Here is a 25,706-nt window from a genome sequence, read left to right on the forward strand (position 1 = left end):
CGGGTTCTGCTTGCGGGAGTTCCGTCGGATCGGCCGGCCGAAAGTCGTCTTCGCCGAGGATCGACTGGCGGTCGGTCGGCGACGGTCTGGCGGGATTCTGCCGCGTCGGACCGCATCACGGTCGATGCGTGGTTCCTGGGTGCCGGTCGGTCGACGTGCGCGACCGGATCGAGCGCGAGGGCTGGTCCTGCGGGATCAGCGCCGCGAACTGGCAGTCTGGCTGGATCAGCCAAGGACAGCCTGAGCCACGGCGATCCCCTCCTCGCCGCCCGCGCGGAACTCGGCGGCGAACTCTGCCGGGCCGAGGACTTCGCTTGTGTGGGCGGTGATCCGGTCCACGTCGTCCCGCTCCGCCGCGGGCAACGGCGCGCCGACCCCGGCCCGGGACGCCGCGGCCGCGCCCAGCAGCCGGGCAGCCTCGCGAGGTGCCCCGGCCAGTGCGTGCGCGCCTGCCAAGCCTTCCAGCGCCAACGCGACCGCGCGCGGATCGCCGGTCCGCTGGGCGATCTCGAAACCTTCCCGCTGCAGCCGCAGCGCGGCCGACGGGTCGCCGCGCAGTTCGGCGACGAAGCCGAGTTCGGCGAGGATCAGCGTGTTGCCCGGTTCGAAATCGACCTGCCGGTTCCACGCTAGCAACGTCTGGAGCTGCTCCTCGGCGAGATCGAGGTCGCCTTCGCGGCGGGCACCGAGGGCCAGGCCGGTCAGTGCGTACATCTCTCCCGGCGTGAAGCCGTGCTCCGCGGCGACCTCGTGCGCTCGGCGATGCAGCTCTCGCGCCTCGGCGTAGTCCTTGCGCAGCAACGCGACCCGGCCTTGCCACGACAGCTGGTACGACACCTCCGGCCACAGACCCAGTTCCTCGGCGATCCGCAGTCCTTCGGTGTACCCGGCTTCGGATCGGGCGTAGTCGCCGGAAAGCGTGCCGAGCGTGCCCTGCGCGAAAATCGCCTGCAGCTGGCCCCATTTGTCGCCGATTTCGGCGAACAGCTCCGCGCAGCGATCCGCGTAACGCCGCGCTCCGGCGATGTCGCCTCTCGCCAGCGCCTGGCTCGCGCGATCGCCGCTGGCGGCGGCGATCCCCCACCGGTCGTCGGACGCTTCGAAGGCGGCGAGCGCGTCGAGGGTGAGCGGTTCGGCGCCGGGCAGATCGGCCACTGTGGACAGTGCGTAGCCGAGGAACCACTTGGCCCGCGCGCTCATCGGCTGCTCGGCCACCGGACGCCAGTCCGGCCGGTCGCTGACCAGGACCGCGAGCGCGGTGAGCGTCGCCTGTGCTTCCGCGCGCAGTTCGGCATCGCCGCCGGGCAGGGCGAGCGCGGCGCGCAGGGAGCGCATCGCCTCCGCCGTCCGGCCGCGCAGGAACCGGTACCAGGCCAGCCGGTTCGCCAGCCGCACCGCGTCGTCGGCGCTTCCCCAGCCGGCCAGGTTCTCCGCCGCGGAGCGGAGATTCGGCAGGTCCGCGTCGAGCCGCTGCAGCCAGCGCCGCTGGTCCCGGCCGCGCAGACCGGCGTCCGCCACGCCCGCGAGCCGGACGTAGTACTCCGCGTGCCGGCGCCGCGTCCTCTCGACCGCACCGGCCTCGCGCAGCCGCTCCAGGCCGTACACCGCCACCGATTCGAGCAGCCGGTACCGAGGCGCGCCAGTGCTCGCGGGCACTACCAGGGAGCGGTCGACGAGCTTCGCCAGCAGCCCCAGGACCTCGCCCTCGTCGACGCCGTCGCCCGAGCACACCGCCTCGGCCGCGTCGAGCGCGCAGTCCTCGGTGTGCACCGACAACCGTTGCAGCACAAGACGTTCGGGTTCACTTAATAATTCCCAGCTCCAGTCGATCATAGCACGCAAAGTCTGCTGCCGGGCGGGAACGCCCCGGCGGGCAGCGTCCAGCAGGCGGAACCGATCGTCCAGGCGACGCAGCAATTCCGGCACGCCCAGCGCACGCACGCGGGTCGCGGCGAGTTCGAGCGCCAGCGGCAATCCGTCCAGCTTCCGGCAAATCTCCGCGACCGCTTCGGCGTCGGCACTGTCCACAGTAGACCCGGTGTCCGCGACGCGGGCGATGAACAGCCGCGCGGCGCTGTCGTGGTCCAGCGGCGGCACCGGGAACTGCGTTTCCCCGGCGAGCCCGAGCGGTTCCCGGCTGGTGGCGAGGATCCGCAGCCCGGGCGCGGCGGCCAGCAGCCGCCCGGCGACCGCGGCGACCGGCTCGATCAGCTGCTCGCAGTTGTCCAGCACGATCAGGATCTCCTTGCCGCGCAAGGACTCCGCCAGCCGCTCGGCCGGGTCCGCCGGCGCGGGCACCGCCGCGTCCCGGATGCCGAGCGTCGCGGCGATCGCCTCCACGACCCACTCGTCCGGCGGGCACTGGCTCAGCCCGCATTCGTGCCGGTCCATGCCGGTCAGCTCGACCAGCCACGCGCCCGCGGCGAAGTCCTCGCCGAGCCGGTGCGCGGTCTCCAGCGCGAGCCGGGTCTTGCCGACGCCGCCCGGCCCGGTGAGCGTCACCAGCCGGGATTCGCCGACGAGCGTGCTGATCGCGCGCGCCGCGGCGGTCCGGCCGACCAGTTCGGTGAGCGGCACCGGAAGCCGCGGAGCCGCCTCGGTCAACGCCGGGTCCTGCGCCAGAATCGACCGGTGCAGCGCGGTCAGCTCGGGACCGGGGTCGAGGCCTAGCTCGTCGGCGAGACGGCGGCGCAACTCCTCGTACGAGGCCAGCGCTTCGCTCTGCCGCCCAGCCGCGTACAGCGCGCGCAGCTGGAGGCCGCGCAGCCGTTCCCGCAGCGGATGCTGCCGGACCAGCTCGGCGAGTTCCGGGACGAGCGCCGCGTGTTCGCCGAGCGCGAGCCGGGCGTCGGCGAGATTCTCTTGTGCGACAAGGCGTTCCTCTTCGAGCCGCTGGATCACCGGCTGCGCGAAGGGTTCGTCGGCGAACTCGGCGAGCGCCGGGCCTCGCCACAACGCCAGCGCTTCGGTGAGCGACGCGACCCGGGAACGCGGGTCCTCGCCCGCCGACGCCGTCAGCGCACGGAATCGGCCGACGTCCACCGCCTCCGGCTCGGTCCGCAGGACGTAACCGGGCGCCTGATGCACGAGCGCGCCGCCCTGCCCCGGTTCGGCGCGTTCGAGCGCGCGGCGCAGCTGCGAGACCTTCGTCTGCAGGGTGTTGACCGGGTTGCCCGGCAGCTGCTCGCCCCACAGGTCGTCGGCCAGCCGGTCCGCCGACACCGGGCGGCCCTCGTGCACGAGCAGGACCGCGAGCAGGGTCCGGACCTTGGCCTCGGGCACCCGGACCGGCCTGCCGTCGTCGCTGTACACGGCCAACGGCCCCAGGATCCCGAATCGCACGAAACCACCGTAACCGCACTCGTGCGCGGACCCCCAGCGAACCGTGCGTGCGCCTCGGCACCGTGGTCGGCAGATCGAGAAACGGGAGGGACGACATGTCCGGGAATACGGCCTCAGCGACCGTGCTGGGACTCGGCGCGATGGGCAGTGCGCTGGCCGGCGCGCTGCTGGCGGCGGGACGGCCGGTGACGGTCTGGAACCGCTCGGCGGACAAGGCCGAGCCGCTGGTGGCGAAGGGGGCGGCCACGGCGGAATCGGCCGCCGAGGCGGTCGCGGCGAGCGAGCTGGTGATCGTCTGCCTGCTGGACGACGCGTCCGTGCGCGAGGTGCTCAGCACGGTCTCGCTGGCGGGCCGGGCGGTGGTGAACCTGACCAACGGCACCCCTCGCCAGGCCCGCGAGCTGGCCGGATGGGTCGCGGAGCAGGGCGGGAGGTTCCTCGACGGCGGCATCATGGCGATTCCGCCGATGATCGGGCAGCCGGGCGCGTTCGTGTTCTACAGCGGGCCCAAGGACCTGTTCGAGACGCACCGCGCGGCGTTCGACACGTTCGGCGGCAGCAACTACGTCGGCGAGGACCCGGGGCTGGCGGCACTGCACGACCTCGCACTGCTGTCGGGGATGTACGGCCAGTTCATCGGCATCCTGCAGGCGTACGCGCTGATCCGCAGCGAGGGGCTCTCGGCCGTCGAGTTCGCGCCGTTGCTGAACGGATGGCTGAGCGCGATGGGCGGCTTCGCCGAAGAGGCCGCCGGGCAAATCGACAGCGGCGACTACAGCCAGAACGTCGTGTCGAACCTGGGGATGCAGGCCGCCGCGTTCGAGAACCTGCCCCTTGCGGCGGCTGACCAGGGCGTCAGCGCCGAACTGCTCGCACCGCTGCATCAGCTGCTCCTGCGCGGGGCCGCCGAAGGGCACGGCGCGGAAAACCTCGCGAGCGTCATCGAACTGCTGAAGAAGTAAGGAGAAATGCGATGAGCGTGACATTGATCGGCCTCGGTCCGATGGGCCAGGCAATGGTGCGAGCCTACCTGGCCGCCGGCCACGAGGTGACGGTGTGGAACCGCACCGCGAGCCGGGCCGACGCACTGGTGGCCGAGGGCGCGAAGCGCGCGGCGACGGTCACCGAGGCGCTGGCCGCGAACGAGCTGGTGCTCCTCAGCCTCACCGATTATCAGGCGATGTACGACATTCTCGCGCCGACCGAGGACGCGCTGCGCGGCAAGATCGTGGTGAACCTCAGCTCGGACACGCCGGAGCGGACCCGGGTGGCCGCGGAATGGCTGGCCGCGCGCGGCGCGGAGATGATCGCCGGCGGGATCATGGTGCCCGCGCCGGTCGTCGGCACCGAGGGTTCGTTCGTGTTCTACAGCGGCGCGCAGCCCACTTTCGACCGGATCGAGCCGACCCTGCGCGTCATCGGACGGCCGGACTACCGGGGCGCGGACCCGGGCCTGGCACAGCTCTACTACCAGGCGCTGCTGGACCTGTTCCTCACGACACTGTCGGCGTTCCTGCACTCGGCGGCCCTCGTCGGCACCGCCGGGGTGTCCGCCGCGACGCTGGTGCCGTACGCGTCGGAGCTGCTCACTCTCGTGCAGACGTTCCTGGACGAGACGGCGAAGAACATCGACAGCGGCACCCACCCGGGAGACCAGGCGAACGCCAAGATGATGGGCGCGACGGCCGACCACATCCTCGCCGCGAGCCGAGACGCGGGGATCGACGTGTCCCTGCCCGCCGCGGTGAAGGAGCACTACGACCGCGCCGTGGCGGCCGGGCACGGACGGGACAGCTGGACCAGCCTGATCGACGTGATCCGCAGCAAGGCCTGAGCCGCCGCGGTCTGGGAAGCCGGTGAGGACCGTCCGCCGACGGATCCGCGCCGGTCTCCGGGTTCCCAGACCGCATCCTGGGACCTGGAGCCGCGCTGGGGAGACGCGGACCAGGGGTGGTTTCGATGCTGTTTTCACGACCGAGGACCTGGGTCGGGTGCGCGTCGCTGGCGGCGCGCACCCGGCCTGGGAAGGTCCTGGCCGGAACCCAGCACCGCCCCCGGCCGCTGGCACTGGCTCAAGGCCGCCGCCGAAATCGTCCCGCTGGGCGATTTCCCGGACTTCTTGACGCCCGCGCCGGACGAGACGGACGTCGGCGCCTACTTCGGCAACATCCTGTCCCAGCCGAAGGCCGCCCTGCGCGAGGACGTCGTCCGCGCCTTCGCCCAGCGGACGATCCGCGCGACCGCACGGTGGCCCTCGACGGCCGGGGGTTGCTCCTGGTGCCAGCGCATTTCTGCTGGGACGCGCCGGTGACGTTCATCGACGCGGCGCAGCGTGCCCGGCGGCGGGCCTCGTCCCGGATGAACCACTCGGCTCGGGTGAGGAACAGCTGACCGGCCTCCTCGGACGCACCCGGGCGGGCGTGGCGGTGCATCACTCGCTTACGCCGCGCGGGAGGGCGTTTCTTGGCTCGCGGTAGCGCTCAGCCGAACGCGGCCAGAGAGACCTGTTGCCACTGACGCCAGGTGCTGAGCCGCTCCTCGTAGAGGTCGGCGACGTCGGGGAAGGACTTGCCGAGGAAGATCCGCAGCGGGGGCTCGTCCGCGTCGACGATCCGGAGGATCGCGTCTCGGGTCGCCCGCGGATCGCCGACCTCGAAGTCCGGTGCGGACGCCGCGTGGACCTCGGTGTAGTCCGGGTGCGGTTCGCTGTGCCGGGCCCCGCTAGCCAGCCAGTCGGTGGCGTACGGGCCAGGCTCGACGTTGGTGACGCGGATTCCGAAGGCCGCCACTTCTTGCGCCAAGGATTCCGACAGTCCCTCCAGCGCCCACTTAGAGGCGTGGTACGCGCTGATGCCGGGGAAAGCGCGTACTCCGCCCTCGCTGGTCACCTGCAAGATCCGTCCCGAACGCTGGGCCCGCATGAAGGGCAGCGCGGCCTGCGTAACCCAGACCGCGCCGAAGAAATTGGTCTCCAGCTGAGCCCGGAGTTCGTCCTCGCCGAGTTCCTCGACCATGCCGAAATGGCCGTAACCGGCGTTGTTGACCACGACGTCCAGCGAGCCGAAATACGCCTGGGCCCGCTGGACGGCCGCATGCACCGCAGCACGATCGGTGACGTCGAGCCGGATCGGCAGGATCGCGTCGCCGTACCGATCGGCTAACGGGGACAGGCGGTCGACGTCCCGGGCGGTCGCCGCGACGTGGTCGCCGCGCTGGAGGGCGGCGTCCGCCCACTCGCGGCCGAACCCTCTCGAACTGCCTGTGATGAACCAGGTTTTCGCCATGACCGATGCTCCTCGCGAACGAATGTGCTTTCCATCGTGCGGGCGGCGAGGGCAGTCCCACCAGCGAAGGTTTCGCACCGGAGCCATGCGCTCCCGGAATGTGCCAGGATGACGCCGTGGCCGACTTCACGCTCACCGGCCTGCGCGTCGTCCAGGCTGTCGCCGACCTCGGCTCGTTCACCGCCGCGGCCGACGCGCTCGGATACACGCAGTCGGCGGTGTCCCGTCAGGTGGCGGCGATCGAGGCCGCGGCGGGCATACCGCTGTTCGTCCGGGGCGCGCGCGGGGTCGTGCCCTCCCCCGCTGGCGTGCTGCTCGCCCGTCGAGCCGCGCGGGCGCTCAACGAAATCGACGCGGTCGGCACGGATCTCGCCCGGCTGCACGACCATCTCGCCGGACGGGTCGTCCTCGCTGCCTTCCCGGCCGCGGCCGCCGTGCTCATCCCCCGGACGCTGGCCCGGCTGCGCGACGAGCACCCGGGCCTGCTCGTCGAGTTCGGCGAGGCTTCCTCGCCCACCCAGCTCCGCCAGCTCCGCGCGCACCGGGTCGACATCGCGGTGATAGGCGTGGGTCCGGGCCTGCCCGATTACGATTTCGAGGGCCTTTTCCGCGACCTGCTCCTCGACGGCAGGCTCCTGCTCGCCGTCCCCGAGAACCACCGGTTCGCCGATCGCGGAAGCGTCCCGGTGGCCGAGCTGAGCGACGAAAACTGGATCGTCGGCAAGGGGCTGCGCGACGATCCCCAGTTCGGCGCGTGGCCGACCCTCGAACGCCCGCGCATCGCCTACGCGACCCGGGAATGGCCCTCCCGCCTGGGTTTCGTCGCCGCCGGGCTCGGCATCGCCGTCCTGCCCGAGCTGGCCGCCGCGTCGGTCCCGCCCGGGGTTCGCACCGTCCAGGTCGACGACCCGGCTTGGCTCGGCCGGGCCACCGTCGCTGTCACCGATCGCAACCGGTCCCCTGAGGTGACCGCCGCCGTCGAGGCGCTCCGACAGGAGGCCGCGCAGCTTCGGGTGGCGCGGTAACGGGGTCTTTCACCACCGCCACCGGACGCCGTGGATTCCCGGCCCCTGCCCGGTCCGGATCACGTGAACCGGCACGCCGGGGCGCACCCGCACCTCCGCGGTCTCCAACTCCGGACCGGTGGGCGAATCCTGCCGATACGAAACGCATTCCGCGGGCAGCACCGCAGGATCGAAATGCACTTCCAGCAGATGTTCCGCCACCGGCAGACGGAACCGGCGGTCGTAACGCAAATCCGGTTCCTCGTCCCGGAACGCGAACCGGTACTCCACGATCGCCGTCTCGCCGGGTGCCAGCGGATAGTCCAGCACTAGCTCCGTCACCGAAAACGCTTGTTCCGGAGTCAGCTGCACATTCCCCGGGCGGCAATACCGTGCGGACACCAGCGTCGGCGCCTGCCCAGGCGTAAAGCCCCGCATCGCGACGATTCTCCCGAAAACCGGCTCGTCCAGTGCGCGTACCACTTCTCGCACGTGAAGACTCCGCATCCGGCCTTGAGCGTCGACGCGCAGCGCCTCGTGCACGCTGACCGATTCCAGCGACGCGTCCTCGAACGAGTTGAGCACCGCCGGCAGCAGGCTGCGGTTCTCCCACAACCGGTCCCAGCGCGTCGGGCGCGGGGCCGGGGCACCGGTGCGCGGCCGGTCCAGCAGCGTGCGCAGCGCATCCGGCGGGACGTCCAGCATCCGTTCCAGCAAAGTCAGCGCCCGCAACGATTCCGGCCGTTCCGGACGGCTGCGGCCGGTGCGCCACGAGCTGAGCGTGGTCGTGCTGACCGGCACGCCGGAGGCCGCGAGCCGTTCGCGCAGCCGCGCCAGGCCGAGGCCGCTGCGCTCGATCGCGAGCGTCAGGGCGTGTTCGAACGGGCCCTCAGCCAAAGCCTGCGCGAGCCGTTCCCGCACGGGGGCCGGGGCGAACAACCGCATTCCGCTCCTCCTGGAAAAAACGGACCGGTCGAAACGGATTCTCGGCATTCGTTCACCGGTTGGCAACCCGACGAAAGTCGCGTCGCCGCCGCTTGCCTGCCACCGGAGTTTCGGCGGATTCCGCGGTGCGGCCGCGCTGCTTACGTTCGAAAGCGTCCCCATCGGAAAACAGTTCCCCAAGGAGCGACATGCGCGCACTCACCCGGGCCCTCGCCGTGCTGACCGGTTCCTGCGCGGCACTGGGCGCGTTCGCCGTGACCCCCGCGTCCGCGAGCCCCGCCGCGCCCGACGCCCAGCCGTCGATCATCGGCGGCAGCACCGCGCAGAACCCCGGCTACATCGCGCGGTTCAACGGCCACGCCAACGGCTACACCTTCTTCTGCACCAGCACGCTGATCGGCAGCCGCTGGATCCTCACCGCGAAGCACTGCATGTACGACAACAACGGGCAGCGCCTCACGGACATCGACCTGTACATCGGTTCCAACAGCGCCAGCGGCGGCGTGCACGCCAAAGCCGCCTCCACCTACGTCTACTCCGGCGGCGACCTGGCGCTGATCAAGCTGAACACCGACGGCGGCAGCACGTTCGCGCGCCTGTCCAACAGTTCCAGCGACGCGCAGGAGGGCGACAGCGCCACTGTGTACGGCTGGGGCGCGACGCAGAGCACCGACGAGGGCCACCACCAGTCGAGTGTGTTGAAGCAGGCCGTGGTATCGATCTCGAACACTCAGGACAGCGACAACGCCGGCGGACCCGCGATCACCGCGAGCACCCCGAACGGCGCGGTGGCCGGCGGCGACTCGGGCGGGCCGATGGTCGACGACGGCATTCAGGTCGGGGTGTGCTCCACCAGCGACCGTTCCAGCGTCACGACCTACGGGAGCGTCGCGGCGGGACGCGACTGGATTCAGCAGACCTCCGGGATCTGACCGCCGCGGCCCGCGCCGGAGGGGCTCCCGGCGCGGGCCGCAGTCAGTCTTCCAAGAGGCGATCGTCCTGATGAGCCCCGTAGAACCGGGTCTGCCGAGCCATGATCTCGCGCATCGGCGCACCCCGCGGCACGCCGTACACGGTGCCGGGGAAGTCCATGGTGCGCTGGATCTCCCACAGCTCCTCGTGCCGGTCCGGGGAGAAGAGGGCGGCCGGGTCCCCCGCCGCGATCCAGCCGATGGGCAGCACCGCGCCGGGTTCGAGGCGGGAATTGACGTGCAGCACGCTGTTGATCCGCAGTTCCGCCCCGGCTCCGGCGACCGAGCCCGGGAACAGGGCGGCCCCCGTCGCCACGAACGCCTCGTCCTCGACGACGGCTCCGTTGACGTGCGCGTGCGGCCCGACCAGCACCGAGTCCCCGAGCGTCACGGGGTGCCCGGCTCGACCGCGGACCAGTGCGTTTTCCATGATCACGACGTCCGAGCCGGTGCGGATCTCCCCGTCTTCCGCGGTGAGCACCGCGCCGTGCAGGACCCGGGCCCGCTCGCCAAGGACCACGGCCCCGCACAGCACCGCGGACGGTGCGACGTACGCCGACTCCGGCACCACTGGCCGTTGCCCTCGATGTTCGATCAGCATCGTTCCACGCTAACGGTTTCGGCTCGGTCCGGACGGGATATCCGTATCCGACGCAAAGGCAGGAGGGAGCCATGACAGAGCCATTCACGGTCGGAACCTCGCCGGCCGAAGGCGATCTGACGGTGCCGGCCGATGCGGTCGGAGTGGTGGTTTTCGCGCACGGCTCGGGCAGTTCGCGGCACAGTCCGCGCAACCAGGCCGTCGCCCGAGCCCTGCAAGACCACCGCTTCGCGACGCTGTTGTTCGACCTGCTGACCCCGGAAGAAGACCGCGACGACCAGCTGCGGTTCGACATCGATCTGCTGCGGGACCGGTTGCTGCGTGCGCTCGACGGCCTCGGCCGCCACCCCTCGGTGACCGGGCTGCCGGTGGGGTTGTTCGGGGCCAGCACGGGAGCCGCCGCCGCGCTGAGCGCCGCCGCGGCCAGGCCGGACGTCGTGCGCGCGGTCGTTTCCCGGGGCGGACGGCCGGATCTGGCCGAAAACGCCCTGGCGGAGGTGCGCTGTCCGGTGCTGCTGATCGTGGGAGGACACGACGACACCGTGCGCCGGCTGAACAAAGCCGCCGCTTCGCAGCTGCCGGGCGACCGGGACCTGGTGGTGGTGCCGGGAGCCGGGCATCTGTTCGAGGAACCCGGGGCGCTGGAGCAGGTCGCCGACGCGGCGGCTGGCTGGTTCGGCCGCCACCTTCCGGACAGTGGTGAGCACGCCTTCATCCTGTGAGGGACGGCAGCAGCTTGTCGAGCGTGATCGGCAGATCCCGGACGCGGACCCCGGTGGCGTGATGGACCGCGTTGGCGACGGCGGCCGCTGTGCCGACGATGCCGATCTCGCCGATTCCCTTGCTGCCCATGGGATTGAGGTGCGGATCGTTCTCGTCGAGCCAGTCCGCGCGCAGGTCTTCGACGTCGGCGTTGGTCGCGATGTGGTACTCGGCGAAGTCGTGGTTGACCACGTGGCCGAACCGCGGGTCGAGGACGCTGTTCTCGTGCAACGCCATCGACAGGCCCATGGTCATCCCGCCGAGCAGCTGCGAACGCGCGGTGACCGGGTTGACGATCTGCCCGACGGCGAACGTGCCGTGCAGCCGCGACACCCGGACTTCGCCGGTGTCGGCGTCCACCCGCACCTCGGCGAACTGCGCCCCGAAGCCGTACATCGCGTAGTGCTCCGCGGCCGGGTTTTCCGGGGTGTCCGCCGATGCCTCGTCGCCGTCGCCGGGTTCCGAGCCGTACTTCTCCCGGAACGCCCGCGCGGCCGCGACCACCGCTGAACCCCAGGAGGCGGTTCCGGTGGAACCACCGGCCACCGTAGCCGTCGGGTAGGAGGTATCGCCGATCCGGACTTCGACGGAGCCGACGGGCACGTCCAGTGCGCCCGCGGCGATCTGCGGAAGGATCGTCCACGCGCCGGTCCCCAGGTCGGCCGCGCCGATTTCGACGGCGTAGCGGCCTTTCTCGAACCGGATCGCCGCGGTCGACCCGGGCATCCGCTTCGCCGGGTACACCGAGGCCGCGACGCCGCTGCCGACCAGCCACGGCCCGTCGCGGCGGATCCCCGGCCGCGGGTCGCGCTCGTGCCAGCCGAAGCGTTCGGCACCGGTGCGCAGGCATTCGACCAGGTGCCGGCTGGAGAACGGGCGGCCGGACTCCGGGTCCCGCTCCGGTTCGTTGCGGACGCGCAGTTCGACCGGGTCGACGCCGAGTGCCTCGGCGAGTTCGTCCATCGCGACTTCCGGGCCGAACATGCCCGGGCACTCCCCCGGCGCGCGCATCCACGACGGCACCGGCACGTCGAGACTGGCGAGCCGATGACTGGTGGACCGGTTCCGCGCGGCGTACATCATCCGGGCGGGCGCGGCGGTCTGTTCGGCGAACTCCTTGATCCGCGAGGTCTGTTCGACGACGTCCATGCCGATCGCCGTCAGCCGCCCGTCTGGCCCGGCACCGAGGCGGACCCGCTGGATCGTCGGCGTGCGGTACCCGGCGAGGCTGAACATCTGCTGCCGGGTCAGCGCGAGCTTCACCGGGCGGCCGGGCACGCTCCGGGCGGCCAGCGCGGCGAGCACGACGTTGGCGTGCGGCATGCCTTTCGAGCCGAAGCCGCCGCCGATGTAGGGGCAGATCACGTGGACCTGTTCGGCGGGCAGGCCGAACAGCTTCGCCAGCTTGGCCCGCACCGGGTGCACGCCCTGGGTGGAATCCCACAGCGTCAGCACGCCGTCCTCCCACAGGGCCGTCGTCGTGTGCGGCTCGAGCGGGTTGTTGTGGTACGTCGACGTGGTGTAGGTCTGGTCCACTGTCACCTCTGCGGCGCTGAACGCGGCCTCGACGTCGCCCTCGGCCGTGTCGGTCGGGAAGTTCGGGTTGACCTTGTCCGGCTTGTACAGTCCCGGATCGTCCGCGGTGAGCCGGGCGTCGAAGGGGTCGTTCTCGTACTGCACGTCGACCAGCTCCGCCGCGTGCCGGGCAGTCTCGGAGTTCTCGGCCAGGACGAGCCCGATCACGCTGCCGCGAAACGGTATTTCGCAGTCCTGCAGCACGGTTAGCTCCGCGTCGCCGGTGTCGACGAGCCGCTCGGCGGTGAACGGCGTGAGCAGGCTCCGGACGCCGTCAAGGGCTTCCGCTTTGACTGTGTGTATCCGCAGGCAGCGGCCGCGGGCGATAGTCGCCTGGATCGGATGGCAGTACAGCGGTTCCTGGGCCGGGACTTCGTAGGCGTACGGCGCGGTTCCGGTGACCTTCGCCGGACCGTCCCGGCGGGTGAGCCCACGTCCGATCGCTCGGGGTTCCAGCAGTCCGGTCATTGGCCGCGCTCCTCGGCGGTCAGGTCGCGCAGCACCGCGGTGAGGGTGCGCGCGGCGAGGGGGATCTTGAAGGCATTTCCTCCGTCGAGACCGTCCAAAGGCGTGGCGTCCGAGAGTTCGGCCTCGGCGGCCGCGAGGAAGACGTCGTGACTCGGCCGGGAGCCCCGGAGGACCTGCTCGGCCCGCAAAGCACGCCAGGGTTTGTGCGCCACTCCGCCGAACGCGAGCCGGACATCGTCGATCCGGCCGTCTGAAATGGACAGTCCAACTGCGACAGAGACGAGCGCGAAGGCGTAGGAAGCCCGGTCGCGCACTTTGCGGTAGGCCGACCGGCGCAACCAGGAGGTGACGGGCAGCGTGATGTCCGTGATCAGCTCGCCGTGTTCGAGCACGGTGTCGCGCTCGGGGTGCTCGCCCGGAAGCCGGTGCAGCTCAGCATACGGCAGCACCCGCTCACCCGACGGACCGACCACGCGGACGCGCGCGTCAAGCACCGTCATGGCCACCGCCATGTCCGAAGGATGCGTCGCGACGCACTGGTCGGACGCGCCGAGGATCGCGTGATGCCGCGTGTAACCGCCGAGCGCGGAACAACCGGAGCCGGGCGAACGCTTGTTGCACGGGGTCGTGACGTCCTGGAAGTAGACGCATCGGGTGCGCTGCAACGGGTTTCCGCCGACCGTGGCCATGTTCCGCAACTGCGGCGACGCCCCGGACAGCAGCGCTTCGGCCAGCACCGGATACCGCTCCCGGACCCGCCGGTCAGCCGCGAGGTCGCTGTTGCGGACGCCCGCGCCGATCACCAGCCCGCCGTCGTCGTCGCGGATCTCGGCCGACGTCAGCCCGGTCACGTCGATGACGCGGTCCGGTTGTGCCACACCGAGTTTCAAGTGGTCCACGAGATTGGTGCCGCCGGCGAGGAACATCGCGGACGGCTCGGCCGCCACTGCCCGCACCGCTTCGGCCGTCGTCGCCGGTTTGCCGTACGCGAACGGTTTCATCGCTGTTCTCCCGCCTCGCGGACCGCCGCGACGATGCCGGCGTAAGCGCCGCAACGGCAGAGGTTTCCGCTCATCCGCTCGGAGATTTCCTCGTCCGTCCATCGCGGCGCATCGGCGACCGGCGCGGTGACGTGGCTGGGCTCGCCGTCGCCGAACTCGGCCAGCAATCCGGCCGCCGAACAGATCTGGCCCGGCGTGCAGTATCCGCATTGGAACGCGTCGTGGTCCACGAACGACTGCTGGAGCGCGTGCAACTCGCCGTCCTCGGCCAGACCGGCGGCAGTCGTCACCTCGGCCCCGTCGCAGGACAACGCGAGTCTCAGGCAGGACAGCGCTCTCCGGCCGTCGAGCAGAACTGTGCAGGCTCCGCACTGGCCGTGGTCGCAGCCCTTTTTGGCGCTGTAGCCGCCGAGTTGCTCCCGCAGCAGGTCCAGCAGGGTGCGGCGCGGATCGACGGTCAGCCGATGCGCGGTCCCGTCGACGTGCAGCGCGATCGTCCGTGCCGTTTCCGTCTCGCCCGGTCGCATGCCGACGCCATACCCGCTCGTCCCGGCCTCAAACCTCCGCCGCCCACCGCAGAATCTCCTCCGCGGTCCGCACCGGAGCCTCCCTGGGCGGGAAGTGCCCGACGTCCTCGAAAACCACCCGCCGATACTCCCCAGCGAACAACTCGTCCTTGCCCGCGCTGGTCGACGGCAGGTTGTCGGCGTCCTTTCCGCCGTGCAGCACCAACGTCGGCACCCGCACCCGCGGCGGCTTCGCCAGCTCTCGTTCCAGCTCCGCGTAGGCCGGATCGCCGTCCTGCTCGCCCCACCGGTGCAGGTAGGCGGAGATGGTGATCTGCGGCCAGTCGTCGTTGTCCCAGGCCAACGCCGCCCGGTCGAACTCCGCGGCGGAAAACTCCCAGCCCGGCGACCACGTCCGCCACAGGTACCGGCTGAACGCCCGCCGGTCGCGGTGCATCGCGTCCTGGCCGCGCTTCGTGGCGACGAACCACTCGTACCAGTACGCGTGCGCGAGCGGATAGTCCAGCGGCGTGTCGGGACCGCTCGCGCCGTGGCCCGCGGACATCGCGACCAGCCGGGAAACCCGCTCCGGGAACAACGCGCCGACCACGTACCCGGCCCGCGCGCCCCAGTCGTGTCCCGCGAGGACGACGCCGGAAAGGTCGAGCGCTTCGAGAAAGTCCCGGAGATCCTGGCCAAGCGCCCCGGACTGCCCACTGCGCGGCTTGTCCGGCGTGCGGAACTCCGTCGGGCTGAACCCGCGCAGATACGGCCGGTACACCCGGTAGCCGGCCTTGGTCAGTTCGGGCACCACGCCGTCCCAGCAATGCGGATCGTCCGGCCAGCCGTGCACCGCGACCAGCGGCCGTCCGTCCGGCGGGCCGTCTGCCTCGTAGCCGATCTTCAAGTCCGGCGTCCATACGAACTCCGTCATGCTCTGGGGCTACCCGGGGGTTAGCGGACGACAAACCCGACGGCGCAGCAAAGGACGGAAAGACCGGCCCCGGCCCACATGACCGAATGGATGCCGGACAGGAACGCTTCGTGGGCAGCGTTGGCGACCGCAGCAGGCGCACCCGCGGGAGCGACGCCTTGGGCGACGGTGCCCGCGCCTTGCTCGGCGAACTGCTGAGGCAATCCCGAAGCGAGCAAAAGGTCGCGGAACCGGGCGGACGCGGTGGTCGCCAGAACCGCGCCGAGGACCGAAATGCCCAGCAAGCCGCCGATCTGGCCGGCCGCCTGCTGAACCCCGGCCGCGGCACCGGCGTCCTGCTCAGCGGCGTTGCCGAGCACCGCTTGGACAGCGGAATTCATTACCAGCGAAAGGCCGAGCCCCAGCACGGCGAACGACGCGGCCATCGCTAGGTACGAGCTTCCCTGCTCGACATCGGTCAGCAAAGCAAACCCCACGGCGGAAATCAGCGCGCCCGCGACGATCACCGGACGGCGGCCCGCCTTGGGCAGCAACCGCGCGCTCACCGTCGAGCCGAGCACCGCCGCCACGCCTAGCGGGGCGAGACGCAGGCTCGCCTCGATCGGAGTGCGGCCGTCGGTTTTCTGCAGCAACAGGGACACGAAGACCGGCAAGGCGATCATCGCGAAGTCGGTGGCGACGCTGAGCACGATGCCGCCGCTGATCGACCGGTCGGCGAAAATCCGCAGCGGCACAATGGGATTGCGGGCTTTCCGCTCGACGAGCACGAACGCGGCGCCGATCGGCACCGCCGCGATCAGCGAACCCAGGACGACAGCATCGCCCCACCCGGCACTCGGCGCCCGGACCAGCCCGTAGGCCAGCGCCAGCAACCCCGCGGTGAGCAGCGCGGCACCGCCTAGATCGAAGCGTCCTGGACGGCCGGGGCTGAGCCGCGGCAGCGCCCGCAGCCCCGCCAGCAGACTGAAAACCGCGACGGGCACGTTGACGAAGAAGGCCCAGCGCCAGCCCAGCTGATCCACCACAACCCCGCCGACGACCGGCCCGGCGGCGATCGAGGAAGCCGCGAGCGCGCCGAACACCGACACCGCGGCCGGCAGCCGTTCGGGCGGGAACGTCGCGCGCAGCAGAGCCAGCGCGTTGGTCATGATGAGGCCGCCGAAGAACCCCTGCACGCTCCGCGTCACCACCACCATGGCCACCGAGCCGGCCAGCCCGGCGGCCGCGGAGGCGAGGCCGAATCCGGCCACCCCGGCGAGAAAGACGCGGCGGCGGCCGAACCGGTCGCCGATCCGGCCGGCCAGCACCGTCGAGGGCGCCATGACCAGCAGGTAGATGTTGGTGATCCACTGCAGGTCGCCGAGTGTGGCCCCCAGTTCCGCGCTCAGCCGAGGATTCGCCGCGGCGACGATCGTGCCGTCGAGAGCGACGACGACCACCCCGAGCACGACCGCGACGAGCCCGGCCCACGGGCTGACCCTCTTCGCACTGGTCGCCGAAGTCACCGCCGCTGCCCGCGATAGGCGGTGTCGATCGCGCCCGGCAGCTCCGCGACGCAACGCCGCGTGTGGCTCAACAACGACTCGACCGACTCGCCGCCCTCGGCCCGCCATTCCTTGACGGCCACGTGAAACGCGCCCTCGAACCCGGCGACGGCCAACTCGGCCCGCACCCCGCCGAGGCCGGGCCGCGTCGCCGCCACCTCGATCAACCGCTCGCGCTGCCGGGCGTCCCTCCGCGCGTTCGCCGCCAGGAGCGCCGGATGCGCGTCGACCAGCCGGAACAGCTGGAGATGCTCGCGGTCGAGGCGCTCGCCCCAGCATTCCCGCCACGCCCGGCTGAGCGCCTCGCACAGGCCGGCCAGGACGGGCTCGTCATCCGGCCGTTCGGCGAAACAGGCGAGCATCCGGTCGTCGAGCCCCTCCAGCACGGCCAGGGCCGCGTCCTCCTTGCTCGCGAAGTAGCGGAAGAAGGTGCGCGACGAAACATCCGCCTCGGCGGAGATCCCCTCGACCGTGGTGTCGTGATAGCCCCGGCCGACCAGCTGCCGCACCGCGGTTTCGATGATCCGGTCCCGGGTGCGGGCTTTCTTGCGCTCGCGCAGGCCGGGCTTCCCCTTCTCGTCCACGGCGGCCACGCTAGCAATAATGTCGCACTGCGACAACTGTCGCGGTACGACATTTTTCGGTTCAGCGCTCCCGCTCCCGGCCGGGAGCCGAATCGAAGCTCGCGCCCATCCCGACTCCGGCCCCGCCGTCGACCGGGATCACCGCGCCGGTGACGAAGCCCAGGTTCGGCGACACGAGGGCACCGGCCACGTCGGCGAACTCCCGGGGCTCCCCGATGCGTCCCCTCGGCAGCCCGCTTCCCAGCCGGGCCTTCGAGAGTTCCGGCTGCCGGTCGAGTGTCCGGCCCAGCAGTGCGGTGTCGAAGTAGCCGGACAGCAGGGTGTTGACGGTGATGTCGTACTGCCCGACCTCCAGCGCCAGCGTCTTGGCGTAACCGATCACCGCGGACCACACCGAAACGGGCGCCGCCATTCCGGCGGCCGGGCACTCGACGACACCCGAGACGACGTTGAGGATGCTGCCCCCTTCGGCCGTCATGTGCGGCAGCGTCGCCCGCACGGACCGGACCACGTAGAAGAAGTGGCGTTCGAAGGCTTGGCGCCACACGTCGTCGGTGAGTTCCGAGATCCGGCGGATCGGCGGGCCGCCGTCGTTGGTGACCAGGACGTGGACCGCCTCGCCGAAGCGGGCGAGTGTCTCGGCAGTGACCCGTTCGAGGTCGGCTTCGACTGAGCAATCGGCGGCGAGCCCGAGGACCCGCTCCGCGCCGTATTCGCCCGCGAGTCGTTTCGCGGCGGCCGAGATCTTCTCCGCGCGACGCGCGAAGATCGTGACCGAGGCGCCTTCCCGCAAAAGGCGCTCAGCGATCGCGAAACCCAGGCCGTCGCTGCCACCGCCGACAATGGCTACTTTTCCAACCAGTCCCAGGTCCATCACTCGACTCCGATCGATGCGAGGAAAGCTTCGGCATTTCCCGAGAACACGTCGTCGAGGACGTCCGGCGAAAAACCTTCCGCACGCCATTCCGCCACCAGACGCTCGTGGCTGAGCATCGGGTAATCGGCACCGAAGAATACCCGTTTGCGGAGCCGCTTCCCGATCTCGCGTTTGAGTTCCTCCGGGAAGTAGCGCGGCGACCAGCCGTGCAGTTCCATCCAGACGTTCGCTTTGTGGAGCGCGACCGCGATCATTTCCGACTGCCACGGCCACGCCACCCGGGCCGCGATCACGTTCAGGTCGGGATACGCGGCCGCGAGGCGGTCGACATACCGGGGATGGCAGCCCTCCAGGGTGATGCCCATGCCGCCGCGGGTGCCGGCGCCGGTCGCCGACATGCCCACGTGGACCAGCACCGGGCGGTTGGCCTCGACGCACAGGTTCAGGCAGGTCTCCCACCCCGGCTGGTCCGGCGGTCCGGCCGGGGTGAACGAGTGCACCGTCAGCCCGGTCAGCCCCGGCCCCTCGCTCAGGCAGCGCTCGAATTCCTTGACGTGGTCCGGCCGCGTCGGGTCGATGCTGATCCAGTTGCCGAGCACGACGTCGGGGTGCTCGCGAGCGAAGGCGAACGCGTAGTCGTGCTGGTCTCGGAGCGCACCGGCGTCCATTTGGTAGGTGAACGCGAAGTCGAGCATCACCTTGGCGTTAGCCTGCCGGAACTGCGCCGCCTGCTCCTCGTCGCTGACGAAGTCCATGCCCCATTTGAAGTAGCCGCGGAGGGCCTCTCGGTCCTCGGCGGTCTCATACGGGCTTCCTTTCCAGCCGCGCTCCGTTCCCCAGTGAGAATGGAAGTCGATGAGCCGGGGTGCCGGTGTCGTCAATGCCGTGTGCCTTTCGTGAAAAGTGGAGAAAAATCAGTGGACTTCGCGCGTCGAGTCGCGCCAATAAGGTGCGCGCAACGCCTTCTTGTCCACTTTTCCGACCGTCGTCTGGGGCAGCGAATCGACGACCACAACCTTTTTGGGCGAGTACATCGAGCCTTTGACCCGCTTGACGAAGTCCCGGAGCGCGGGAACGTCGACGTCGTGGCCGGGGCGCGCGACGACGAACGCGGTGACGATCTCGCCCCACCGGTCGTCGGGCACGCCGATCACCGCCGCCGAGCCGACCGAAGGGTGCTCGGCCAAGGCGGCCTCGACTTCGCTCGCGTAGATGTTGAACCCGCCGGAGATGATCATGTCCTTCTTGCGGCCGACGATGTAGAGCAGTCCCTCGTCGTCCTGCCGCGCCAGGTCTCCGGTGTGCAGCCAGCCGCCTTCGAGCGCCGCCGCGGTCTCCTCGGGAAGGTTCCGGTAGCCGAGCATGACCCCGCGGTTGCGCATGACGATCTCGCCGACCTCGCCGGCGGGGACGTCGCGCCCGTCCTCGCCGACCAGCCGGACGCGGTTCCCGACCACGGGACGGCCGCAGGAGGCGAGCCGTTCCAGGTTCGCCGTCTCGTGCGCGGCCTTGGGCAGCACCGTCCCGATGCCCGTTGACTCCGTTTGCCCGTAGATCTGGGAAAAGACCGGCCCGATGCGCTCCCGGGCCTCGGCGAGGCGCACCGGGGACATCGGCCCGGTGGCGTACCAGATCACCTCGAGACTGGACAGGTCTCTCGTCTCCGGGCGTTCGTGGTCCAGCAGCGTGTAGATCATCGTCGGAATGCCGCTGACGCAGTTGACCCGTTCCGCCTCGATGACGTCGAGGAACCGGCCGGGATCGAAACCCTGCTCGATCACGACCGTGCCCCCGCGAAGCAGCGTCGGGAGGACGCCGAGCCCAGCGGCGTGCGTGAGCGGAGCCGAGGCCAGGTACCGCGGCGAGCGCGGCTGTTCGAAATCGGCCAGGTGCGCGTAGACCATCTGCACCATCGACCGATGCGGCTGCTGCACGCCCTTGGGTTTGCCGGTCGTCCCGCCGGTGTACTGCAGCCACGCGAGGTCCGTCTCGGCGGCCGGACCGGGATCGAGCGGCCGCGCCGCGGGATGGTCGCCCTCGGGCGGGCCGCCCGCGCCCGGGATCACCAGCAGCTGCCGCAGCGAACCGACCTCGGCGACGAGCTGGCGCCCGTGTTCCTCCAGCGGCGCGGTCACCACCAGCACCTCGGCCCCCGCGTCCGCGCAGACGACGGCGTGGTCCTCGATCGAGGCCAGCGCCTGAAGGCCGGTGAAGCGCGCGCCCAGGAGGTACGTCGCGGCCTGGACGATCCACGACTCGGGCATGTTCGGGCTGAGCATCGCGACCCCGGTGCCGAGCCCCGCGCCGCGACCGGCCAGCGCGGCCGCGTACCGCGAGACGAGATCTCGGACCTGGCGGTAGGTCAGCCGCCGGTCACCGGCGACGAAGGCCTCGGCCGAGCTGTGCCGGGTGAGGGCCTGGACGATCAGATCGCCCAGCGTCACGCCGGAGGAAGCCGTTGCGGCGCAAGCGCTCTGCTCGTGGACGGGATCAGCCATGCCTCAACCATCGGTGGTGCCCCTACCGGCGTGCCACCGATGTTCCGCCAGCAATTACGGGTAACCCGCCACGCTGGTGCCGACCGCGCGCGCCGCGGAGCGGTAGCGGCCGGGGGTCTGGCCGACGAGATCGGTGAAGGCTTCGATGAAGCTGCTCGGGTTCGCCCAGCCCAGCCTGATCGCCGTGTCGGTGACCGAGGTGCCCTCGCCGAGTTCGAGCAGTGCCCGCTGAACGCGGAGCAACGTGCGCCACTGGTGGAAGCTCATCGACAGTTCGCTGCCGAACAGCCTGCTGAGCGTGCGTTCGCTGGAGCCGGTCCGGTGCCCCAGTTCCGCCAGGGTCGCCGGGCTGGCCGGGTCGGCGTGCAGCAGGTCGGTGACGGCCTTGAGGCGGGCGTCGCTCGGCTCCGGGAGACGCAGTGGTTCCTGCCGGGCGCGCACCAGCTCCGCGACGACGACCTCGAGCAGCAGCCGCGCGCGGGGGCTGTCGGCGGGTTCGTTCTCGCAGAGCAGCGCCAGGTACGCCTCGCGCATCAGCGCGCTGGCCACGAACACCGAGGGCTCCGCCGGAAGCCGCTCGGCCAGTTCCGCCGGAACCGTGAGCAGCCGGACATCGGTCTCGCCGTACGAGCGGCTGCGGTGCACGTGGAAAGGCGGCACCCAGGTGATCCGGTTCGCCGGCGCCGCCCAGGTGCCGGCCTCGGTGACGGTGACCAGCGCGCCGGAAGCGGCGTACCGGAGCTGGCCGAAGTCGTGGAAGTGCGGGGCGACGTCCTCGCCGTGGGCCAGCGGCCCGCAGAACGCCGAATCGTCGGTCCAGAACACCGGTTCGGCGGCAGCTTCGGTCATGGGTGCCCAGCCTAGCCCCGGTTGGCGGGTTATCGCAGTTTCCTGGCGGGACACCGGTGGCACGCCCGCCGCGCGGCGACGATCGTCGAGGTGTGCCGGTTTCACCCCAAACCAGGAGAATCATGCGAGTCATCACCCAGCAGCAGTTCGGCGGTCCCGAAGTGCTCACGATCGCGGACGCGCCCGAACCCCGGGCACTGCCGACCGAAGTCCTCGTCCGGGTCAAGGCGATCGGGCTGAACCCGCTGGAGGCGCGGCTGCGCGACGGCGAGTTCCCGCTGCTCGGCCAGCCGCCGTTCATTCTCGGCTGGGATGTCAGCGGTGTCGTCGAGGAGGCGTTGACCTGGCGGTTCCGGCCCGGCGACGAGGTGTTCGGCATGCCGTTGTTTCCCCGCGCGGCGAACGCGTACGCGGAGGTCATAGCGGCCCCGGCCTTGCACCTGGTGCGCAAACCGGCGGCGCTCTCGCACGTCGAAGCGGCGGCGCTGCCGATCGTCGGGCTGACCGCGTGGCAGGGACTCGTCGACCTCGGCGGCGTGACCGCGGGCGATCGCGTCCTGATCCACGCCGGCGGCGGCGGAGTCGGCCACGTCGCCATCCAGATCGCGAAAGCGCTGGGCGCGCACGTGATCACGACCGCCAGCGCGAGCAAACGGGACTTCGTCACGGGACTGGGCGCCGACGAAGTCATCGACTACGCGACGGTCGACTTCGCCGAGGTCGTCCGCGACATCGACGTCGTACTCGACACCGTCGGCGGCGACACCGCCGCGAGGTCGCTCGGCGTGCTCCGGCCAGGGGGCACCTCGTGACCGCGGTCGCCGACGAAGACACGGAACTGATCGGGAAGTTCGAGGCAGCGGGCCTGCGCTTCAGCGGCATCGGAGTCGACCCGGACCCGATCGCCTTGCGCGGCCTCGTCGACCTCGCCGAACAGGGCAAGCTCCGCGTCCACGTGCAGGCGACCTTCCCGTTCGAACGCGTCGCCGACGCACACCGGCTGCTGGACGGCGGTCATCTCCAGGGCAAGGTGGTACTCACCCTCTGACCCGCCGCGGTCAGCCGAGCCGGTCGGCCATCAGCTCGCCGGCCATGATCGCGGCCAGGTTGGTGTTAGCCCTTGGCACGTAAGGGAAAATCGACGCGTCGACCACCCGCAGGCGCTCGAAGCCGAGCACCCGGCAGTCGGAATCGACCACGGTGTCAGGGTCCCCGGGGTCGCCCATCCGGCAGGTGCTGGTGGCGTGCTGCGAGTCGCCGGCGGTGGCCAGCAGGTGGTCGTCCAGAGCGCGGTCGTCGTCCAGAGCGGCGAACAGTGCCTCGTTCGCGCTCTCCAGCGAGCCGCCGAGGATCGGCGCGGTCTCGGTGGCGCGCGCAAGCTCCACCAGCGCCCGCACGCCCGCGCGCAACCGCGGCAGGTCGCGTTCGTCGGAGAGCATCCGCTGGCGCACCAGCGGCTGGACGTCCGGGTCCGCCGAAACCAGGCTGACCTCGCCGCGCGAATAGTTCTGATTGAGCCACACCCCGTAGGCCCCCGCCCCGGCCCCGGTGTCCGCGAACGCCATGGCGAGCACGCTCTGGTTCATCGAGACGAACATCAGGTCGCCCTCCGGGGCGCCGGAACCGCTGGTGAAGCGGACGCAGACGTTGGTGTGCCGGTCGTCCGGCGTCTTGATCGCCGCGGCTTCGGTCAACGGAAGCTGGACCATCGCGATCGGATGATCCTGCAGACCGCGTCCGGCGGGCAGATCCGCGCGGACGTCGATGCCGAGCGACCGCAGGCGCGCCGCGGGTCCCACGCCGGAGCGCTGCAGGATCGCCGGGGTGTGAATTGCCCCGGCGCTCAGCACGACCGTGTCGGCGAGTTCGGTCACGACCGTCCCGCCGAGGACGACCCGGACGCCGATCGCCCGGTTGCCTTCGAAGAGCACCTGGTCCACGAGCGCGTCCCCGCGAATGGTCAGCTTCGGCAACTCGCGACTGGGTTCGAGGTAGGCGTCGTTGACCGAAACCCGCCGTCCGGCACGGGAATTGATCGGATAGGGCGCGACGCCGCTGGCCGCGGGCGCGTTCACGTCCGGAGCCCAGCCGTATCCGGCGGCGATCGCCGAACGGTGCAGCGCGGCGTCGACGGCGCCCCAGTTCTCTTGCGGCGTCCGGTAAATCGGGATCGGGCCGCCGCGGCCGTGCCCGGGCTCGTCGCCGAAAACCTCGTCGTCCTCCAGTTTCGCGAAGTACGGCAGCACATCCTCCGGGGCCCAGCCCGGCACTGCCCAGTCGGCGAAATCCGCCATCGGCGGGCGGATCGCGATCTGCCCGTTGATCGACGAACTCCCGCCGACGCCCCGGCCGCGCCAGTACAGCGCCGGCTGCTGCCGGTCCGTCCGCGTGGCGTCGAGGCCCTGCCACACCAGGCTTTCGGCCGCTGTCGGATGCAGCAGGGCGACGATCGGATTGGGCGAGCGCCACGCCTCGTGCATCTCGGCCGACCGGTAGTCCGGACCGGCCTCGAGCAGCAGGACCCGCTTGCCCCGCTGGGCCGAGCGCACCGCCAGCGCCGCTCCCGAGGATCCGGCGCCGACCACGATCAGGTCCCAGCCGCTGTCCGCCATGTGCCGCTCCTTCGCCGTCGTGGCGGCTAGAATGGTCCCCGGCCGAACGTTCAGTCAAGAGTGAACGTTCAGTTTTTCCTGAGTCATAGGGAGGTGCCGATGGCCGTGCCCGCGAGCGACGCCCAGCTCGTCGAAGACTTCGGCCTGCGCATCGGCCGGGCCATGGGCTGGCCGCCGATGGCCGGCCGCACCAGCGGCGTGCTGATCCTGAGCGAGGAGCCGCTGACGCTCGCCCAGCTCCAGGACAAACTCGACGCGAGCAAGGGTTCGGTGTCCGAGATGACCCGGCTGCTCATGGTCAACGGCGTCGTCGAGCGCGCCAAAAACCCCGGCAGCCGCCAGTTCGTCTACCGCTGGCGCGACGACGCCTGGCTAGGCTGCCTGCAGCACCAGGTGACCGCGACCCGCGAACTGCTCGAACTGGCCGAGAACGCCCAGGACCACGGGAAACACCTGGCCGCCGAACAACGCGGCCGGCTGCGGCAGATGCGCGACTACTACGTGTTCATGACCGAACAACTCGAAGCGCTGCTGGCCGAGTATTCCGACCGGGTCGGGACGGATTCCGTTCACCACGGGGAGTAGGAGAAGACCGTCGTCGACAGGCTCAGATGCCGGTCCGGCCCGGGACTGATCCGGGCGGGCGAACCCTGGCAGCCTCGTTGCGGGTACAGGAAATAGCCGAACTGGGAGCCGTTGACCAGCGCTTGGAAACCGGGATCGCCCGCGCCTACCGTGACGCAGGTGACCGGATCGCCGGTCCGCGGCAGGTCGTACCGCGCGCTGACCCTCTCCGCCCCGCGGTAGAAACACAGCGCGTCGAACGCGCATTTTCCCCCGTTGATGATCCGAGGCCCCGGCTGAACTGAGATCATGTTCGACGCCCTCGGCGGCGCACTTGTCGTCGAGACCGAGCGTTCTGGGGTTTGCATCGCCGGACTCGTTGGCTGCGCACTGGAAATGGCGACCGGCGGCGCGGCCTTGGGCGTCGACGGCGGCACCGGCACGGTCGGCGGCGCGGCCTGCGCGAGCGGCACCTCGGCTGGCCGTTTGTCCGCCACCGGCCACCATCCCGCCCGGCTGAGCGCCAGCCCCGCCCCGAGAGCCAGCAGAACGGCCAGCGCGACCCCGGCGGCCACCGGTCCGCGGCGACGCCGTTTCCGCAGCGGGCACGGCGGCGCGGAGATACGCACAGAGTGAAAGTCTCGTCCCTGCACGACGGGCCCGTTCGCCGGACCGGCGATCGTGCTCTGCGTGGAGCCCCCGTTGCCATCGCGGCCAGGATCGCTCATGGTCGCCACTCCCCTTGGACCATTCAGACGCTGTCATTACGCCAATTAGCGCAATCT

Annotated in this window: 23 protein-coding genes and 1 pseudogene; 8 read left to right on the forward strand and 16 right to left on the reverse strand. The window is 70.8% G+C overall.

The features are described from left to right. Window positions 1-225 precede the first annotated feature (225 nt). A complete protein-coding gene (locus RPX00_RS45245; protein ID WP_406635249.1) occupies window positions 226-3,342 on the reverse strand; it encodes a BTAD domain-containing putative transcriptional regulator in 3,117 nt (1,038 codons plus the stop codon). Between the two features lie 95 nt (window positions 3,343-3,437). Between RPX00_RS45245 and RPX00_RS45250 the strand changes: the two genes are divergently transcribed. The 3 genes from RPX00_RS45250 to RPX00_RS45260 all read left to right on the forward strand — a co-directional run bounded on the left by RPX00_RS45250 (window position 3,438) and on the right by RPX00_RS45260 (window position 5,653). After that, entirely contained in the window at window positions 3,438-4,304 is an 867-nt protein-coding gene (locus RPX00_RS45250) for an NAD(P)-binding domain-containing protein (protein ID WP_406635251.1), read from the forward strand. A gap of 11 nt (window positions 4,305-4,315) precedes the next feature. Beyond that, complete coding sequence (locus RPX00_RS45255) at window positions 4,316-5,176, forward strand: NAD(P)-dependent oxidoreductase (protein WP_406635253.1); 861 nt, start codon at window positions 4,316-4,318, stop codon at window positions 5,174-5,176. Between the two features lie 285 nt (window positions 5,177-5,461). Continuing rightward, window positions 5,462-5,653 (forward strand): hypothetical protein, encoded by a 192-nt coding sequence (locus RPX00_RS45260; protein WP_406635255.1) that lies wholly within the window; start codon window positions 5,462-5,464, stop codon window positions 5,651-5,653. A gap of 169 nt (window positions 5,654-5,822) precedes the next feature. Here RPX00_RS45260 and RPX00_RS45265 read toward each other — a convergent pair whose 3' ends face one another. Then, a complete protein-coding gene (locus RPX00_RS45265) occupies window positions 5,823-6,626 on the reverse strand; it encodes an SDR family NAD(P)-dependent oxidoreductase (RefSeq protein WP_406635257.1) in 804 nt (267 codons plus the stop codon). A 116-nt stretch (window positions 6,627-6,742) separates the two neighbouring features. Here RPX00_RS45265 and RPX00_RS45270 point away from each other — a divergent pair, with 116 nt between their 5' ends. After that, window positions 6,743-7,651: a LysR family transcriptional regulator gene (locus RPX00_RS45270; protein WP_406635259.1), complete on the forward strand. Its 909-nt coding sequence runs from the start codon at window positions 6,743-6,745 to the stop codon at window positions 7,649-7,651. A gap of 9 nt (window positions 7,652-7,660) precedes the next feature. On the opposite strand, the gene RPX00_RS45275 is transcribed toward RPX00_RS45270, so the two are convergent. Beyond that, entirely contained in the window at window positions 7,661-8,575 is a 915-nt protein-coding gene (locus tag RPX00_RS45275; protein WP_406635261.1) for a hypothetical protein, read from the reverse strand. A gap of 188 nt (window positions 8,576-8,763) precedes the next feature. Here RPX00_RS45275 and RPX00_RS45280 point away from each other — a divergent pair, with 188 nt between their 5' ends. Then, the gene (locus tag RPX00_RS45280; RefSeq protein WP_406635263.1) at window positions 8,764-9,507 is read left to right on the forward strand and encodes a S1 family peptidase; all 744 of its coding nucleotides are present in this window, start codon (window positions 8,764-8,766) and stop codon (window positions 9,505-9,507) included. A gap of 43 nt (window positions 9,508-9,550) precedes the next feature. Here RPX00_RS45280 and RPX00_RS45285 read toward each other — a convergent pair whose 3' ends face one another. Further along, window positions 9,551-10,147: a gamma carbonic anhydrase family protein gene (locus RPX00_RS45285; RefSeq protein WP_406635265.1), complete on the reverse strand. Its 597-nt coding sequence runs from the start codon at window positions 10,145-10,147 to the stop codon at window positions 9,551-9,553. 71 nt (window positions 10,148-10,218) lie between these two features. Here RPX00_RS45285 and RPX00_RS45290 point away from each other — a divergent pair, with 71 nt between their 5' ends. Beyond that, window positions 10,219-10,869, forward strand: a complete 651-nt coding sequence (locus RPX00_RS45290) for a dienelactone hydrolase family protein (RefSeq protein ID WP_406635267.1) — start codon at window positions 10,219-10,221, stop codon at window positions 10,867-10,869. Here RPX00_RS45290 and RPX00_RS45295 read toward each other — a convergent pair. The 10 genes from RPX00_RS45295 to RPX00_RS45340 form a co-directional block, all read right to left on the reverse strand. Continuing rightward, complete coding sequence (locus RPX00_RS45295) at window positions 10,859-12,952, reverse strand: xanthine dehydrogenase family protein molybdopterin-binding subunit (RefSeq protein ID WP_406635269.1); 2,094 nt, start codon at window positions 12,950-12,952, stop codon at window positions 10,859-10,861. The genes RPX00_RS45290 and RPX00_RS45295 overlap by 11 nt on opposite strands. Continuing rightward, window positions 12,949-13,953, reverse strand: a complete 1,005-nt coding sequence (locus tag RPX00_RS45300) for an FAD binding domain-containing protein (protein ID WP_406635271.1) — start codon at window positions 13,951-13,953, stop codon at window positions 12,949-12,951. The genes RPX00_RS45295 and RPX00_RS45300 overlap by 4 nt, the downstream gene beginning before the upstream one ends. Beyond that, window positions 13,950-14,480: a (2Fe-2S)-binding protein gene (locus RPX00_RS45305; protein ID WP_406635273.1), complete on the reverse strand. Its 531-nt coding sequence runs from the start codon at window positions 14,478-14,480 to the stop codon at window positions 13,950-13,952. The genes RPX00_RS45300 and RPX00_RS45305 overlap by 4 nt, the downstream gene beginning before the upstream one ends. Window positions 14,481-14,508: 28 nt before the next feature. After that, window positions 14,509-15,393, reverse strand: coding sequence for an alpha/beta fold hydrolase (locus RPX00_RS45310; RefSeq protein WP_406635275.1), 885 nt, complete (start codon window positions 15,391-15,393; stop codon window positions 14,509-14,511). A gap of 20 nt (window positions 15,394-15,413) precedes the next feature. Then, window positions 15,414-16,898, reverse strand: coding sequence for a DHA2 family efflux MFS transporter permease subunit (locus RPX00_RS45315; RefSeq protein ID WP_406635277.1), 1,485 nt, complete (start codon window positions 16,896-16,898; stop codon window positions 15,414-15,416). Further along, on the reverse strand, window positions 16,895-17,521 hold the full coding sequence (locus RPX00_RS45320) for a TetR/AcrR family transcriptional regulator (protein WP_406635278.1): 627 nt from the start codon (window positions 17,519-17,521) through the stop codon (window positions 16,895-16,897). The genes RPX00_RS45315 and RPX00_RS45320 overlap by 4 nt, the downstream gene beginning before the upstream one ends. Window positions 17,522-17,582: 61 nt before the next feature. Next, complete coding sequence (locus tag RPX00_RS45325; protein ID WP_406635280.1) at window positions 17,583-18,395, reverse strand: SDR family oxidoreductase; 813 nt, start codon at window positions 18,393-18,395, stop codon at window positions 17,583-17,585. Further along, window positions 18,395-19,279, reverse strand: a complete 885-nt coding sequence (locus tag RPX00_RS45330; RefSeq protein ID WP_406635282.1) for an amidohydrolase family protein — start codon at window positions 19,277-19,279, stop codon at window positions 18,395-18,397. Before RPX00_RS45330 ends, RPX00_RS45325 begins: the two co-directional genes overlap by 1 nt. A gap of 33 nt (window positions 19,280-19,312) precedes the next feature. Continuing rightward, entirely contained in the window at window positions 19,313-20,896 is a 1,584-nt protein-coding gene (locus RPX00_RS45335; RefSeq protein ID WP_406635284.1) for an AMP-binding protein, read from the reverse strand. A 54-nt stretch (window positions 20,897-20,950) separates the two neighbouring features. Then, complete coding sequence (locus RPX00_RS45340; protein WP_406635285.1) at window positions 20,951-21,745, reverse strand: AraC family transcriptional regulator; 795 nt, start codon at window positions 21,743-21,745, stop codon at window positions 20,951-20,953. A 122-nt stretch (window positions 21,746-21,867) separates the two neighbouring features. Here RPX00_RS45340 and RPX00_RS45345 point away from each other — a divergent pair. Beyond that, window positions 21,868-22,793, forward strand: a pseudogene (locus RPX00_RS45345) (NADP-dependent oxidoreductase). 10 nt (window positions 22,794-22,803) lie between these two features. Here the strand turns inward: RPX00_RS45345 and RPX00_RS45350 are convergent. Next, window positions 22,804-24,357 (reverse strand): GMC family oxidoreductase, encoded by a 1,554-nt coding sequence (locus RPX00_RS45350; protein WP_406635287.1) that lies wholly within the window; start codon window positions 24,355-24,357, stop codon window positions 22,804-22,806. A gap of 99 nt (window positions 24,358-24,456) precedes the next feature. Between RPX00_RS45350 and RPX00_RS45355 the strand changes: the two genes are divergently transcribed. After that, window positions 24,457-24,942: a GbsR/MarR family transcriptional regulator gene (locus RPX00_RS45355; protein ID WP_406635289.1), complete on the forward strand. Its 486-nt coding sequence runs from the start codon at window positions 24,457-24,459 to the stop codon at window positions 24,940-24,942. On the opposite strand, the gene RPX00_RS45360 is transcribed toward RPX00_RS45355, so the two are convergent. After that, a complete protein-coding gene (locus RPX00_RS45360) occupies window positions 24,927-25,550 on the reverse strand; it encodes a hypothetical protein (protein WP_406635291.1) in 624 nt (207 codons plus the stop codon). The two genes, RPX00_RS45355 and RPX00_RS45360, sit on opposite strands and share 16 nt — an antisense overlap. Window positions 25,551-25,706 lie beyond the last annotated feature (156 nt).

The organism is Amycolatopsis sp. WGS_07 (assembly GCF_045278895.1).
GTDB lineage: Bacteria > Actinomycetota > Actinomycetes > Mycobacteriales > Pseudonocardiaceae > Amycolatopsis.